Below are 14,431 nucleotides of genomic sequence, written 5' to 3'. Positions count from 1 at the left end.
CGGCGGACCGCCGTCAGGCCGCGTCGGCCGCCGGGCCGGCCGTCCACTCGGGGGCCAGCACCGCCCAGATCTCCTCGTCGTGCCGCTCGCCCCGGTGGAGGTGACTCTGCCGCAGGACCGCCTCCTTGCGCATGCCGAGCCGACGGGCGACGGCGATGCTGGGCGCGTTGCCGGCCGACACCCACCACTCCACCCGGTGCACGCCCCGCTCCCGGATCGCCCAGTCGATGAGGTGCCGCGCCGCCCGGGTCACCAGGCCCCGGCCCACCGCGTCCGGTTCCAGCCAGCAGCCCGCCTCCGCCGTGCCCTGCGGGACGTCCAGCCGGCGCAGGATCACCGCGCCCACCAGGGTGCCGTCGAGGCGGATCGCCCGGATCAGTCCCGCGTCGGCCGCCTCCTTGCGGGCGTACGCCTCCAGGAACGCGCGGCTGGACTGCGGGTCCGTGACCACGTCCGGCAGTCCGTTGAACCGGCCGATGAACTCCCGGCCCCGGTCCACATGGGCGAGGAACTCCTCGGCCTGCCAGGGCTGGAGCGGGCACAGCTCGGCGCCGTCGTCACCGAGAGAGAGCGCGATCATGGGACACCTTCGGGTCGCGGGAGGACAGGGGGCATGCGGTGGGCATGCGGTGGGCCAGCCTATGGCCGGCGCCCGGCCCGGCGTTCAGAAGGGCTGCGACCACGGCCAGTGCGGCGCCTGCACCGTGCTGGCCGACGGGGACTCCGGCCACCGCCCTTCACCTGTTGGCGGTCACGCGCCGAAGGAGGCCACGCCTTCCTCCGCGAAGGTCACCGCCGCCGGATGGCCGAAGAGCCCCGGCAGGCCGCCTGTGTGCAGGAAGACCGTCTTCTCGCCCGGGCGGATGTCACCGTCCCGGACGGCCGCGCGGAGTCCGGCCAGGGCCCGGCCCGTGTAGGTCGGGTCCAGGACCAGGCCCTCGGTCCGGGCGGCGAGCCGGAGTGCCTCCGTCACCGGGCCGGTCAGGTCCGCGTACCCGGCGCCCACCTGGTCCCGGCGCACCCGCAGCCCCTCCGGTGCGACCTCCGCGTCCGTGAGCGGCGCGGCGAACTCCGCCACCGCGGCGGCCGGTTCGGCCAGCGCGCCCACGTCGACACCGAGCACCGAGTCGCTGCCCAGGGCCGCGACCAGCCCCGCCATGGTGCCGCCCGAGCCGAGCGCGACCACCACCGTGCGCAGCCGGGGCACCTGCTCGCGCAGTTCCGCCCCGCAGTCCGCGTAGCCCCTGGCCGACAGGGTGCTGGAGCCGCCGAACGGGATCAGCGCCGGACGGGCGCCGACGGCCCGCAGCCGCGCGCGGACCTCGTCGGCCGCCGCGTCCAGCCCAGCCCGGTCCACCTCGCCGGCCCAGACGATCCGCGCCCCGAACAGCCCGTCCAGGGCGAGGTTGCCGGAGTGCGAGCCGCCGGGGGAGCCGCGCAGGACGAGGACCACGTCCAGCCCCAGCCGGGCGCCCGCGGCGGCGGTCAGCCGGGCGTGGTTGCTCTGCGGGGCACCGGTCGTCACCAGGGTGTCCGCGCCCTCGGCGACGGCCGCGCCGACCGTCCACTCCAGTTTGCGGACCTTGTTCCCGCCGCCGCCGAGCCCGGTCAGGTCGTCCCGCTTCACCCACAGGTCGTCCGGCTCCAGCCCGAGCGCGGCGGCCAGCCGGGGCGCCGGTTCGACGGGGGTGGGGAAGGTGCCCAGCGGCACGGGCGGGTGCTGGCTCATCGCGGTGTCCTCGGGTCGGCGTTCGGCGGACGGGGGCGCCGCCGCGCCCAGTCGATCACGGTGGGCGGCCCGCCGTCACCCACACCGGCGGGCGCGCCCCGGGACCGCCTCACACCGGCAGCAACCGGGCGATCAGCGCGCCGAGTTGCCGGGCCGTGCGGCACTCGTGCATCTCCACCAGGCCGGCGTACGCGGGCGCCGCCGAGTCGCCGGTGCCCCAGCGGTCGCGCGGCTCGGGGTTCAGCCAGTGGACGCGCCGGGCCCGCCGGGCGATGTCCCGTACGGCGGCGAGGTTCGGGTCGCTCATGTTCGTCCGGGCGTCACCGAGGACGAACACCGTCGTGCGCGGGCCGACCGCACCGCCGTACCGTTCGGCGAACTCGCCCAGCGCCATGCCGTAGTCGCTGCCGCCGTGCCAGCCGGTGAGCGTGGCCTCGGCGCGGATGCGGGCGCCGAGCCCGTCCGGGTCGGCGCGGCCGTGGCCGAGCAGTGCGGTGACCTCGTCCAGCCGGTTGACGAAGGCGAACACGCGCACCTTGGTGAACTCCTCGTGCAGCGCCTGGACGAGGAGCATGGTGAAGTCGGAGAACCCGGACACCGAGCCGGACACATCGCACAGCAGCACCAGTTCGGGGCGGACCGGGCGGCGCCGGCGCAGCACCGGCCGCATCGGCACCCCGCCCGTGGACAGCGAGGTGCGCAGGGTGCGGCGCAGGTCGATCGTGCCGCGCGCGGCCCGGCGGCGGCGCGCGGCCAGCCGGGTGGCCAGCTTGCGGGCCAGCGGCTGGACGGTCCGGCGCAGTTCGGCGAGCTGGTCCCGGCCGGCGTACAGGAAGTCGACCCGGTCGGCGGTCGGGCGGACGCCCCGCCGGGCGATCTCGTCGCGCCCGCGCCGCTCCGCCACCCGGCGCCGCGCCTCCGCCCCGACCATCCGCCGGAACTCCTCGATGCGGCGCCGGATCTCGTCGTCCAGCAGCCGGTCCGCGAAGTCCGCCCCGCCCGCGCCGCTCCCGCCCGTGCCGCTTCCGCCCGCACCCCGGATGCCGGCCCGTACCCGGGCCAACAGGGTCTGCGGGCGCAGCCGTTCCAGGGTCTGGTACGCGGACCAGCCGTCCGAGCCGGGTGAACTCCCGTACCCGCCCAGCCCGTCGACCGCCTCGGCCGCCAACCGGGCGAGCAGCGCCCGGTCGTCGGCGGCCAGCGCCCGGGCGAGCCGGTCGCGCAGGTCGTCGCGGTCCCCGGAGGCGCTCCGCGGGCCGCCGACACCGCGCGGGAAGTACAGGTCGAAGACCGAGTCGAACAGGGCCCGTTGGCCCGGACCGTGCAGCAGCGTCGCGGCCAGGCCCTCGCGCAGCAGCTCCCGGTCCGCGAGGCCCAGCGCCGCCACCGCCCGCGCCGCGTCCACGGTCTCCCCGGTGCCGATCCGCACCCCGTGCGCGCGCAGCGCCCCGACCAGGCCGGTGATCCGGTCGGCCACGGCGGTCACAGCGCGTCCAGGTCCAGCTTGGCCGCCGCCTTCTGGATGTCGTCCTGGTGCTTGAGGATCACCCCGAGGGTGTCCCGTACGACGCCCTCGTCCAGGGTGCCGGCGCCCAGGGCCAGCAGGGTGCGCGCCCAGTCGACGGTCTCGGCGACGGACGGCGCCTTGCGCAGGTCCATCGCGCGCAGCGCCCCGGCCACCCGCACCACCGACTCGGTCAGCGCGGCACCGAGGCCCGGCACCTTCAGCCGTACGATCCGCCGCTCCAGTTCCTCCTCCGGGAACCCGATGTGCAGGAACAGGCAGCGGCGGCGCAGCGCCTCGGACAGTTCCCGGCCGGCGTTGGAGGTGAGGACGACGAACGGGCGGCGGGTGGCGGTGACCGTGCCCAGTTCGGGGACCGTGATCTGGAAGTCGCTGAGCACCTCCAGCAGCAGTCCCTCCATCTCGACGTCGGCCTTGTCGGTCTCGTCGATGAGCAGCACCGTCGGCTCGTCACCGCGGATGGCGGTCAGCAGCGGGCGGGGGAGCAGGAACTCCTCGCTGAAGATGTCGGTACGGGTCTCGTCCCAGCTCTCGTCGCGGCCCGCGCTGATGCGCAGCAGCTGCTTGGCGTGGTTCCACTCGTACAGCGCCCGGGACTCGTCCACGCCCTCGTAGCACTGCAGACGCACCAGCCGGGCTCCGGCCACCTGGGCGACGGCCTTGGCCAGCTCGGTCTTGCCGACCCCGGCGGGGCCCTCCACCAGCAGCGGCTTGCCCAGCCGGGCGGCGAGGAACACGGTGGTGGCGACGGCGGGCGAGGCGAGGTAACCGGCCTCGGCGAGGCGGGCGGAGACGTCGTCGACGGACGTGAACAACGGGGGCCTCCGGCGGGTCGGGAGCAGCGCGGTCCTGGGAGCGGGTCCCGGGGAAACGTTCCGGCCTCCTATCTAAGCGCTTGTTCAGCTCACGCGCCACGGTCCTGCCCGACCGGCCGCGCCCGGCGAGGGCCACGGACCGCGCCGACCGGCCGCGCCCGGCGAGCGCGACCGTCTGCCCCGACCAGCCGCGCCCGGCGAGCGCCGCGACGAACCCCTTCCGGTACCGGGCCCGTACCCCGGCCCGCCCCGTAAGGGCCCACCCCCCATCCAGCCCACCCCAACGCGCCCCCGCCCGCCCCCGCCCGCTGCAATGGACCCGTGACACCGCTCCCCGACGACTGCCTGACGCGCAACGAGTGGATCTGCGGGGTCTATCTGAGCACCCGTCGGCAGCTCCTGCTCGACGCGGTCGTCCAGCACCTCCAGCTGACTTTCCTGTCGGTGCTGATCGGCCTGGTCGTCGCGGTGCCGCTCGCGGTGCTGGCGCGGCGCTGGGGCCGGGCGGCCGGCCCGGTCCTGGCCGTGACGACGATCCTGTACACCGTCCCTTCGCTGGCCATGTACTCCCTCCTGCTGCCCCTGTACGGCCTGTCCGCCGCCCTCGTCGTCGCCGGGCTGGCGCTGTACTCGCTCACCGTGCTCGTACGCAACGTCCTCGCGGGCCTGCGCGCCGTCCCGGAGGAGACCCGGCAGGCCGCGCGCGGCCTCGGCTACGGCCCCGTCCGCCTGCTCCTCGCCGTGGAGCTGCCGCTCGCCCTGCCCGCCGCGATGGCGGGCCTGCGCATTGCCACCGTCTCGGCGGTCTCCCTGGCCACGGTCGGCGCGATCGTCGGCTACGGCGGCCTCGGCAACCTCATCTACGCGGGCATGAACAGCTACTTCAAGGCGCAGGTGTTCACCGCGTCCGTGCTGTGCGTGCTGATCGCCGTCGCCGCGGACCTGCTCCTGCTGGGCGTGCAGCGGCTGATCACCCCCTGGACCAGGGCGGCCCGCGCATGAGCACCCTCGCCGCCGCCTGGGACTGGCTCGCCGACCCCGCGCACTGGCCGGGCGAGGACGGCATCCGGCACCGGCTGCTCCAGCACCTGCTGCTCACCGCCGTCTGCCTCCTGCTGAGCTGTGCGCTCGCCCTGCCCGTCGCGCTGGTCCTCGGCCACCTCGGCAAGGGCGGCGCGCTCGCCGTGAACCTCTCCAACGCCGGGCGGGCCGTGCCCACCTTCGCCGTCCTGGTCCTGCTGCTGCTCACCCCCGTCGGCCGCTGGGACGACGGCCCCACCGTGGTCGCCCTGGTGCTGTTCGCCGTACCGCCGCTGCTCACCAACGCCTACGTCGGCATGCGCGAGGTCGACCGCGGTGTCGTACAGGCCGCCCGGGGCATGGGGATGACCGGCCGCCAGCTGCTGTTCCACGTGGAACTGCCCCTTGCGCTCCCCCTCCTGCTGAACGGGGTCCGGATCGCCGCGGTCCAGCTCGTGGCCACCGCCACCATCGCCGCGCTCGCGGGCGGCGGCGGCCTCGGACGGATCATCACGGCCGGGTTCAACCTGGCCAGCACGCCCCAGGTGGTCGCGGGCGCGTTCCTCGTCGCCGCCTTCGCCCTCGCGGTGGAGGCCGTCTTCGAACTCGCCGAGCGGCTCGCGCCGGCCCGGGCGAGGGGCGGCCGGCCATGAGAAACCCCAGGCCACCTGCCCTGGCCCTGCTCGCCCTGTTCCTCCTCGTCGCCTGTGCCGCCGGTCCCGCCCTGGAGGACCGCGGCCAGGTCACCGCCGCGCCCGGTGACAGCCGCCACCTGACCATCGGCTCGGCCGGTTTCACCGAGAGCGACCTGCTCGCCCAGCTGTACGCCCGGCTGCTGGGCGACGCCGGGTACCGGACCTCCATCCTCACGGTCGCCAACCGGGAACTGTACGAACCGGCCCTGGAATCCGGCCGGATCGACGTCGTACCCGAGTACGCGGCCACCTTCGCCGACTGGCTGAACGCCAAGACGCACGGCCCCGACGCGGAACCCGTCGGCTCGCCCGACCTCGGCGCCACGATGAAGGCCCTGCGCGCCCTCGCCACGCCCCGGGGCCTGACCGTCCTCGCGCCGGGCCGGGCCGTCGACCAGAACGCCTTCGCGGTGAGTGCCGCCTACGCCCGCCGGCACCGCCTGAAGACCCTCAGCGACCTCGGCGCCAGGAAACTGCCGGTACGGCTCGCGGCGGGCGACGAGTGCGTACGGCGGCCGTACTGCGCCCCGGGCCTGCGGAAGGTCTACGGCATCGACATCACCGGGATCGACCCCAAGGGCGTCGGCACCACCCAGGCCAAACGGGCCGTACAGCAGGGCCGGGACCAGATGGTGCTGACCACCACCACCGACGCCACCCTCGACTCCTTCGGCCTGGTCCTGCTCGCCGACGACAAGCGGCTGCAGAACGCCGACCACGTCGTCCCGGTCGTCAACCGCGCCCGCGCCGGCGGCCCCCGGGTGGCGAAGGCCCTGGGGCGGCTGGGCGACGTGCTCACCACCGCCGACCTCGCCGCCATGAACCGGCAGGTCGACTCCGCGCGCCGGCTGCCCGCCGACGTGGCCCGCGCCTACCTGGAGGACAAGGGGCTGACCGGATAGGCCGCCTCAGGCGTCCGCCACCGAGTCGAACGGCACCTGCCCCCGCGTCACCCCGCGCGCGTCCGCGTCCACCGAACGGCGCAGCGCCTCGTGCAGCTTCGCCGGGGTCAGCACGCCGAGGAACCGCGCCCCGTCCAGCACGGCCACCCACCCGGCGTCGTGCTGGAGCATCACCCCGAACGCCTGCTTCAGCGGCGCCCCGACCGGCACCCAGGCGGTCATCCGGTGGGCCCGCTCCCCGACCGTGCCGCCCGCCGCCAGTTCCCCGATGCCGACCCAGCCGTGCAGATCACCGTCCGCGTCCAGGACCACCGCCCACCGGGCGCCCTCCCCGAGCAGCCGCTGCCGGGCCCGCGCGGCCGGCTCGTCCGGGCGGGCCACCGGCGGCTGCTCCAGGTCGTCCGGCTCGATCGCGGTGACCGACAGCCGCTTCAGTCCCCGGTCGGCGCCCACGAAGGAGGCGACGTACGGCGTGGCGGGCGCCCCGAGGACCGCGCCGGGCGTGTCGAACTGCTCGATGCGGCCCTGCCCGTACACGGCGATGCGGTCACCGAGCCGGACGGCCTCCTCGATGTCGTGCGTGACCAGCAGCACCGTCTTGCGCACCTCGGCCTGCATGCGCAGGAACTCGTCCTGCAACTGCTCGCGCACCACCGGGTCGACCGCGCCGAACGGCTCGTCCATCAGCAGCACCGGCGGATCGGCGGCCAGCGCGCGGGCCACCCCGACCCGCTGCCGCTGCCCGCCGGACAGCTGGTGGGGATAGCGCGGCCCGTACGTCTTCGGGTCCAGGCCCACCAGGTCCAGCAGCTCGGCCGCCCGGGCCCGGGCCCGCGCCCGCTTCCACCCGAGCAGCGCGGGCACGGTCGCGGTGTTGTCCAGGACGGTGCGGTGCGGGAAGAGGCCCACCTGCTGGATGACGTACCCGATGCGGCGGCGCAGCCGCACCGGGTCGACGGCGGCGATGTCCCGGCCGTCGACGAGGATCCGGCCGGAGGTGGGCTCGATGAGCCGGTTCACCATCATCATGGTCGTCGTCTTGCCGCACCCGGACGGCCCGACGAGCGTCACCAGTTCGCCCTCGGCGACCTCGAAGGAGAGGCCGTCCACGGCCGTCGTACCGTCCGGATACCGCTTGGTGACCTGCTCGAACCGGATCATTCCCCCACGCTACGGCAGCCGGCCCGCCCCCTCATCCCGCCGTGCCCCGACCGGCGGACCCCGCCTGCCGAGGGGTCATCCGAGCAGGATCACCTCCAGCGTGCGGGGGCCGTGCACGCCCTCCACCCGGTCCAGTTCGATGTCGCTGGTGGCCGACGGACCCGAGATCCAGGTCAAGGGGCGTACCGGGTCCAGGCGTTCGAGGGCCTGCGGGACGGAGGAGACGACCTGGTCCGGGACGCGGACGACACAGATGTGGTGGTCCGGGATCAGCGAGACGCGGCGCCGGCCCTGGTCCGGGGAGCCGTCCAGCACGAGGGTGCCGGTCTCCGCGATCGCCACGGCACAGCCGGTCACCACGCTGTCCACCCGGTCCAGCCGCGCGGGAGTGAGCGCCGCCCGGTCGGGGACCCGCACGGCATCGGCCGCGGCCAGCCACCCGGGCGGCAGGCCCGGCGGCACCAGCACCTCCTGGGAGCCGTGCTCGGCGAGCAGCCGCGCGACGAGCGCCGGCAGCTCCTCGGCGGCGGCGCGGTGCACGATCGCCCGGTAGTCCGCCAGGTTCTCCGCCAGCAGCTCCACCGTCTCCTCGGCGGTCCGCTCCCCGTGCGCACGCAGATAGTCACGGGGCACGGCCGCCTCGTACGGCCGCTCGTCCGGGGTGACGTCCGCCAGGGCCCGCCGCACCCGGCCCAGGATCCGCTCCCTGCTGTTCACCTGTCGCCGTCCTTTCCGCCGCGGGTGCGCTGCCACCAGTCCCGGAAGGGCTCCGGGGGCACGGCCGGCAGATCCCGCGCGCCGCTCCACGCCCGGCCCGGGCCCGGCAGGGTGCGCGGGTGCAGCCGGCGCGTCCGGGAGGCCAGCCGCTGGCCCGCGCGCAGGGCGCCGGGGTGGGCGAGCGCCCAGCGCGCAGCCCGCATCGCCGCCCGCTCGGCCGCGTGCCCCTTCGCCGGCTTCAGCAGCACCTTGTTGCCCCGGCGCACGGCCGGGCCGCCTTCCACCACCCGCTCCCGCAGGTGCACCAGCACTTCGGGGATGTCGATGGCGACCGGGCACACCTCGTAGCAGGCCCCGCACAGCGACGAGGCGTACGGCAGGGAGGCGTCGATCTCGCTGCCCGTGCCCCGCAGCTGGGGACTGAGGATGGCGCCGATGGGGCCCGGGTAGACCGAGCCGTAGGCGTGCCCGCCCGCCCGCTCGTACACCGGGCACACGTTCAGGCAGGCCGAGCAGCGGATGCAGCGCAGCGCCTGGCGGCCCACGGTGTCGGCGAGGGTGTCGGTGCGGCCGTTGTCGAGCAGCACCAGGTGGAAGGCGCGCGGGCCGTCCTCGTCCGTGGTGCCGGTCCACATGCTGGTGTACGGGTTCATGCGCTCGGCGGTCGAGGAGCGGGGCAGGGTCTGCAGGAAGACCTCCAGGTCCCGCCAGGTCGGCACGATCTTCTCGATGCCGACGACCGAGATCAGCGTCTCCGGCAGGGTCAGGCACATCCGGCCGTTGCCCTCGGACTCGACGACCACGAGCGTGCCGGTCTCGGCGACCATGAAGTTGGCGCCGGAGACGCCGACCTTCGCCCGCAGGAACTTCTCCCGCAGGTGCAGCCGGGCCGCCTCGGCCAGGTCGGCGGGCGTGTCCGTCAGGTCCTCGGGCGCCGGCCGGCCCCACGCGCGCATCTCGTGCGCGAAGATGTCCCGGATCTCGCCCCGGTTGCGGTGGATGGCGGGGACGAGGATGTGCGAGGGGCGGTCCTTGCCCAACTGCACGATCAGCTCGGCGAGATCGGTCTCGTAGGCGCGGATGCCCGCCGTCGCGAGGGCCTCGTTCAGCTCGATCTCCTGGGTGGCCATCGACTTGACCTTGACGACCTCCGACTCGCCGGTGGCCCGGACCAGTTCGGTGACGATCCGGTTGGCCTCCTCGGCGTCGGCCGCCCAGTGCACCGTACCGCCGGCCGCGGTGACCGACTCCTCCAGCTGTTCCAGGTACCGGTCGAGATGGCGCAGGGTGTGGTCCTTGATCCGGCGGCCCGCCTCGCGCAGCCCGGCCCAGTCGGACAACTCGCCGACGGCACGCTCCCGTTTGGCGCGGATGGTGTGGGTGGCGTGGCGCAGGTTGCCGCGCAGGGTGGGGTTGCGGACGGCCTCCCGCGCGGCCTCCGGAAACGCGGGCATGCCGACGAACGTGCCGCTCATACCGCCGATTCCTCCTCCGTGCTCGCCAGGATCTCCGCGAGGTGCACCGGCCGCATGCCGCTGCCCAGCCGGCTCATCGTGCCGCCGATGTGCATGAGGCAGGAGTTGTCGGCCGCGCACAGCACCTCGGCGCCGGTCGACTCCGCGTCGCGCACCTTGTCCACGCCCATCGCCGCCGACACCGCGGCGTTCTTCACCGCGAACGTGCCGCCGAACCCGCAGCACTCCGCGGCCCCCGGCAGCTCGGCCAGCTCCAGCCCCTTCACCGCCTCCAGCAGCCGGCGCGGCCGGTCCCCGAGGCCGAGTCCGCGCAGCCCGTGACAGGTCGGGTGGTAGGTGACCCTGTGCGGGTAGTAGGCGCCCACGTCCGTCACCCCGAGCACATCCACCAGGAACTCCGTCAGCTCGTACGTCTTCGGCACCACCGGCGCCAGCGCCCGGGCGAGCCCGTCCCCGCGCCCCTCGGCCCGGGCCCGCTCGCCCAGTCGCGGATACAGCTCCCGGACCATCGCCCCGCACGACCCGGACGGGGTCACGATCGCCTCGTAGTCGCGGAAGACATCGGAGAAATGCCGGGCCAGCGGCTCGGCCTCGTGCCGGTAGCCGGTGTTGTAGTGCGCCTGCCCGCAGCAGGTCTGGTCCATCGGGAAGTCGACGTCGACACCCAGTCTGGTCAGCAGCTTCACCACGGCCCGGCCGGTGTCCGGATACAGCGTGTCGTTGACACAGGTCAGGAACAGGGCGACACGCATCGCGCTCCTCGGTGTCGGTCTCGGACGGGTTGAACGGATCATCGGACGATCGCAGGGTAGTCGGCGGGGTCCGGCCGTGGGGAGAGCGCGGCTCACCGCGCGGCGAGCCGCGCCTCGGCCGCCCGCCACCGGCCGGTGTCCCCCCGGGGCGTGTACCGGGTGAGCGGCTGGGTACGGGTGAGCAGCCGGCGCAGCGCGGGCAGATCGCCGGGGAGTCCGTGCGCGCGGGCCTGCACCAGCACATTGCCCAGGGCCGCCGCCTCGGTCGCGCCCGCGACGACCGGCAGCCCGCAGGCGTCGGCCGTCAGCTGGCACAGCAGCGCGTTGCGGGTGCCGCCGCCGACGAGGTACACCACGTCCACCGGATGGTCGGCCAGCCGGGCCGCGTCCAGCACGGCCCGCCGGTGGGCGAGGGCCAGCGAGTCCAGGATGCACCGGGTCACCTCGGCCGGGGACACCGGCACCGGCTGCCCCGACGCCCGGCACGCCCCGGCGATCCGCTCCGGCATCCGGCCCGGCGCGAGGAACGCCGCGTCCCCGGCGTCCACCACCGAACGCAGCGTCGGCACGGCCGCCGCCTGCCGCAGCAGCAGCCCCAGGTCCGGCTCCCCCCAGGCCCGTACGCACTCCTGGAGCAGCCACAGCCCCATGATGTTGCGCAGATAGCGGACCGTGCCGTCCAGCCCCAGCTCGTTGGTGAAGTTCGCCGCCCGGCTCTCCTCGGTCAGCACCGGCGCGGTCAGCTCCAGGCCGGCCAGGGACCAGGTGCCGGTGCAGATGTAGGCGAACCGCTCCGCCGTCGCCGGGACCGCCACCACCGCCGACGCGGTGTCGTGCGAGCCGACCGCCGTCACCGGCACCGGGCCGCGCAGCCCGGTCTCCGCCAGCACCTCGGGCCGCAGCGACCCGGCCGGATCGCCCGGCTGCCGCAGCGGCGCGAACAGGGCGAGGTCGATGCCCAGCCGGCCGGCGACCCCGTGCGCCCAGGTCCGGGTCCGGGGGTCGACGAGCTGGGTGGTGGAGGCGTTGGTCAGCTCGGTGCCCTGCTCGCCGGTGAGCCAGTACGTCAGCAGGTCCGGGACGAGCAACACCCGTGCCGCGAGCGCGAACCGGGCGGTCGAGCGGTCCGCCGTGAGCTGGTACAGCGTGTTGAACGGCGCGTACTGGATGCCGGTCGCCGCGTACAGCTCCGCCGCCGGCACGGTCGCCCACACCTTCTCCGCGACCCCCTCGGTGCGCGCGTCGCGATAGTGGACCGGGTTGCCGAGCAGCGCCCCCGCGCCGTCCAGCAGGCCGTAGTCGACCGCCCAGCTGTCGATGCCGACCGAGGCGAGCCGGCCACCGCCGCGAACGCCCGCCGCCCGCAGCCCGTCCAGGACACCGCCGTAGAGCGCGAGAATGTCCCAGCGCAGCCCCTCCGGGAGCCGCAGGGGCCGGTTCGGGAACCGGTGTGCCTCGGTCAGCTCCACCGAGTCCGGGCCCACCCGGCCCACCATGACCCGCCCGCTGGACGCGCCCAGGTCGACGGCCGCGTACGCCTTCACGCCCGCGCTCATCGCAGGAACGCGGCCGCCACACCCGCGTCGACCGGGATGTGCAGCCCGGTGGTGTGCGTGAGGTCCCCGCCGGTCAGCGCGAACACCGCGTTCGCCACGTGCTCGGGCAGCACCTCGCGCTTGAGCAGGGTGCGCCGCGCGTAGAACTCGCCCAGCTTCTCCTCCGGCACCCCGTACACCGCGGCCCGCTGAGCCCCCCAGCCCCCGGCGAAGATGCCGGAGCCGCGCACCACACCGTCCGGGTTGACCCCGTTCACCCGGATGCCGTGCTCACCCAACTCGGCCGCCAGCAGCCGCACTTGGTGGGCCTGGTCGGCCTTGGTGGCGGAGTAGGCGATGTTGTTCGGCCCGGCGAAGACGCCGTTCTTCGACACGATGTACACGAGGTCGCCGCCCAGCCCCTGCGCCGTCATCACCCGGGCCGCCTCCCGGGACACCAGGAACGAGCCGCGGGCCATGATGTCGTGCTGGAGGTCCCAGTCCCGGGCGGTGGTCTCCAGCAGCGGCTTGGACACGGAGATCCCGGCGTTGTTGACGACCAGGTCGACCCCGCCGAAGGCGAGCACCGCCGACCGGAACGCGGCGGTGATCTGCTCCTCGGAGGTGACGTCCACGGTGACGGCGACGGCCTTGTCCGGCCCGCCCAGCTCCTCGGCGACCCGCGCCGCGCCCTCGGCGTTCAGGTCGGCGACGACGACACACGCCCCCTCCGCGACCAGCCGGTGCGCGACGGCCCTGCCGATCCCGCTGCCCGCCCCCGTCACCAGCGCGACACGCGTGGCGAGCGGCTTGGGCGCGGGCATCCGCCGGAGCTTGGCCTCCTCCAGCGCCCAGTACTCGATGCGGAACTTCTCCGCCTCCTCGATCGGCGCGTACGACGAGACCGCCTCGGCGCCCCGCATCACGTTGATCGCGTTGACGTAGAACTCGCCGGCCACCCGGGCGGTCTGCTTGTCCTTGCCGAAGCTGAACATGCCGACACCCGGGATCAGCACGATGGCCGGGTCGGCGCCGCGCATGGCGGGGGAGTCGGGCCGGGCGTGCCGCCGGTAGTAGGCGGCGTACTCCTCCCGGTAGGCCGCGTGCAGCTCCTTCAGCCGGGCGACGGCGTCCCCGAGCGGGGCGGCCGGCGGCAGGTCCAGCACGAGCGGCCGTACCTTGGTGCGCAGGAAGTGGTCCGGGCAGGAGGTGCCGAGGGCGGCCAGCCGGGGGTGCCCGGCGCGGGCCAGGAAGTCCAGGACCACGTCGGAGTCGTCGAAGTGCCCCACCTGCGGCCGGTCCTGTGACGCCAGGCCCCGGACGTACGGTGCGAGCGCGGCGGCCCGCTCCCGCCGCTCCGCCCCGGGCAGCGCCTCGTACCCGGCGACGACCGGCCCGAACGGCTCCGCCCTGCCCCGCTCGGCGAGGAACGCCTCGGCGGTGCGGATGATGTACAGCGAGTTGCGCTCGCACTCCTCGGACGTCTCGCCCCAGGCGGTGATGCCGTGCCCGCCGAGGACGCAGCCGACGGCCCGCGGGTTGTCCCGCTTGATCGCGGCGATGTCCAGCCCGAGTTGGAACCCGGGCCGCCGCCACGGCACCCACACCACGCGGTCCCCGAAGCACTCGGCGGTCAGCTTCTCCCCGTCGGCCGCGCAGGCGAGCGCGATACCGGAGTCCGGGTGCAGATGGTCCACGTGCGGGGCGTCGACCAGGGCGTGCATGGCGGTGTCGATGGAGGGTGCGGCCCCGCCCTTGCCGTGCAGGCAGTAGTCGAAGGCTTCGACCATCTCGTCCTCGCGCTCCACCCCGGGGTACACCCCGGTCAGGGCCCGCACCCGGTCCAGCCGCAGCACGGCCAGCCCGGCCTCGGTGAGCGTGCCGAGGTCGCCCCCGGACCCCTTGACCCACATCAGCTCCACATCACCCCCGGTCACGGGGTCGGTGGCGGTGCCCTTCGCGGAGGCGTTCCCGCCGGCGTAGTTGGTGTTGCGGGGGTCGGAGCCGAGGCGGTGGGAGCGGGAGAGAAGAGCGGCGACTGAGGGGTGGGTGGTCATGAGTACGGGTTCCTTTCCTAAGGAGGGGAGGGTTCGAAGGGGCGCGGG

The 14,431-nt window shown here is 74.8% G+C and carries 13 protein-coding genes; 3 read left to right on the top strand and 10 right to left on the bottom strand.

Annotated elements, in window-relative coordinates:
* Positions 1-13: 13 nt before the first annotated feature.
* The 4 genes from ACSURM_RS04210 to ACSURM_RS04195 all read right to left on the bottom strand — a co-directional run bounded on the left by ACSURM_RS04210 (position 14) and on the right by ACSURM_RS04195 (position 4,069).
* On the bottom strand, positions 14-580 hold the full coding sequence (locus ACSURM_RS04210; RefSeq protein WP_436953593.1) for a GNAT family N-acetyltransferase: 567 nt from the start codon (positions 578-580) through the stop codon (positions 14-16).
* Positions 581-751: 171 nt separating this feature from the next.
* On the bottom strand, positions 752-1,729 hold the full coding sequence (locus ACSURM_RS04205) for a D-cysteine desulfhydrase family protein (RefSeq protein WP_436953592.1): 978 nt from the start codon (positions 1,727-1,729) through the stop codon (positions 752-754).
* Between the two features lie 109 nt (positions 1,730-1,838).
* Positions 1,839-3,215, bottom strand: coding sequence for a vWA domain-containing protein (locus ACSURM_RS04200; RefSeq protein ID WP_436953590.1), 1,377 nt, complete (start codon positions 3,213-3,215; stop codon positions 1,839-1,841).
* Complete coding sequence (locus tag ACSURM_RS04195) at positions 3,212-4,069, bottom strand: AAA family ATPase (protein ID WP_436953588.1); 858 nt, start codon at positions 4,067-4,069, stop codon at positions 3,212-3,214. Before ACSURM_RS04195 ends, ACSURM_RS04200 begins: the two co-directional genes overlap by 4 nt.
* A gap of 321 nt (positions 4,070-4,390) precedes the next feature.
* Between ACSURM_RS04195 and ACSURM_RS04190 the strand changes: the two genes are divergently transcribed.
* The 3 genes from ACSURM_RS04190 to ACSURM_RS04180 are packed head-to-tail and all read left to right on the top strand — an operon-like array spanning position 4,391 to position 6,686.
* Positions 4,391-5,071: an ABC transporter permease gene (locus tag ACSURM_RS04190; protein ID WP_436953586.1), complete on the top strand. Its 681-nt coding sequence runs from the start codon at positions 4,391-4,393 to the stop codon at positions 5,069-5,071.
* Entirely contained in the window at positions 5,068-5,742 is a 675-nt protein-coding gene (locus tag ACSURM_RS04185) for an ABC transporter permease (RefSeq protein ID WP_436953583.1), read from the top strand. Before ACSURM_RS04190 ends, ACSURM_RS04185 begins: the two co-directional genes overlap by 4 nt.
* On the top strand, positions 5,739-6,686 hold the full coding sequence (locus ACSURM_RS04180; RefSeq protein WP_436953581.1) for an ABC transporter substrate-binding protein: 948 nt from the start codon (positions 5,739-5,741) through the stop codon (positions 6,684-6,686). Before ACSURM_RS04185 ends, ACSURM_RS04180 begins: the two co-directional genes overlap by 4 nt.
* Positions 6,687-6,692: 6 nt before the next feature.
* Here the strand turns inward: ACSURM_RS04180 and ACSURM_RS04175 are convergent, their stop codons facing one another.
* From ACSURM_RS04175 to ACSURM_RS04150, 6 genes are all read right to left on the bottom strand, one after another.
* Positions 6,693-7,847 (bottom strand): ATP-binding cassette domain-containing protein, encoded by a 1,155-nt coding sequence (locus ACSURM_RS04175; RefSeq protein WP_436953579.1) that lies wholly within the window; start codon positions 7,845-7,847, stop codon positions 6,693-6,695.
* 75 nt (positions 7,848-7,922) lie between these two features.
* Complete coding sequence (locus tag ACSURM_RS04170; protein WP_436953577.1) at positions 7,923-8,564, bottom strand: LutC/YkgG family protein; 642 nt, start codon at positions 8,562-8,564, stop codon at positions 7,923-7,925.
* A complete protein-coding gene (locus ACSURM_RS04165) occupies positions 8,561-10,039 on the bottom strand; it encodes a LutB/LldF family L-lactate oxidation iron-sulfur protein (protein ID WP_436953575.1) in 1,479 nt (492 codons plus the stop codon). The genes ACSURM_RS04170 and ACSURM_RS04165 overlap by 4 nt, the downstream gene beginning before the upstream one ends.
* Positions 10,036-10,791, bottom strand: a complete 756-nt coding sequence (locus tag ACSURM_RS04160) for a (Fe-S)-binding protein (RefSeq protein WP_436953573.1) — start codon at positions 10,789-10,791, stop codon at positions 10,036-10,038. The genes ACSURM_RS04165 and ACSURM_RS04160 overlap by 4 nt, the downstream gene beginning before the upstream one ends.
* Before the next feature lie 92 nt (positions 10,792-10,883).
* Entirely contained in the window at positions 10,884-12,347 is a 1,464-nt protein-coding gene (locus ACSURM_RS04155) for a rhamnulokinase (protein ID WP_436953571.1), read from the bottom strand.
* Positions 12,344-14,383 carry a bifunctional aldolase/short-chain dehydrogenase gene (locus ACSURM_RS04150; protein WP_436953569.1) on the bottom strand — a complete coding sequence of 680 codons (2,040 nt, stop codon included), beginning with the start codon at positions 14,381-14,383 and terminating at the stop codon, positions 12,344-12,346. The genes ACSURM_RS04155 and ACSURM_RS04150 overlap by 4 nt, the downstream gene beginning before the upstream one ends.
* Between the last annotated feature and the right edge of the window lie 48 nt (positions 14,384-14,431).

The organism is Streptomyces sp. SudanB182_2057 (assembly GCF_964272715.1).
Taxonomy (GTDB): Bacteria; Actinomycetota; Actinomycetes; order Streptomycetales; family Streptomycetaceae; genus Streptomyces; species Streptomyces rubradiris.
This window is presented reverse-complemented; position numbering and strand designations above follow the sequence as displayed.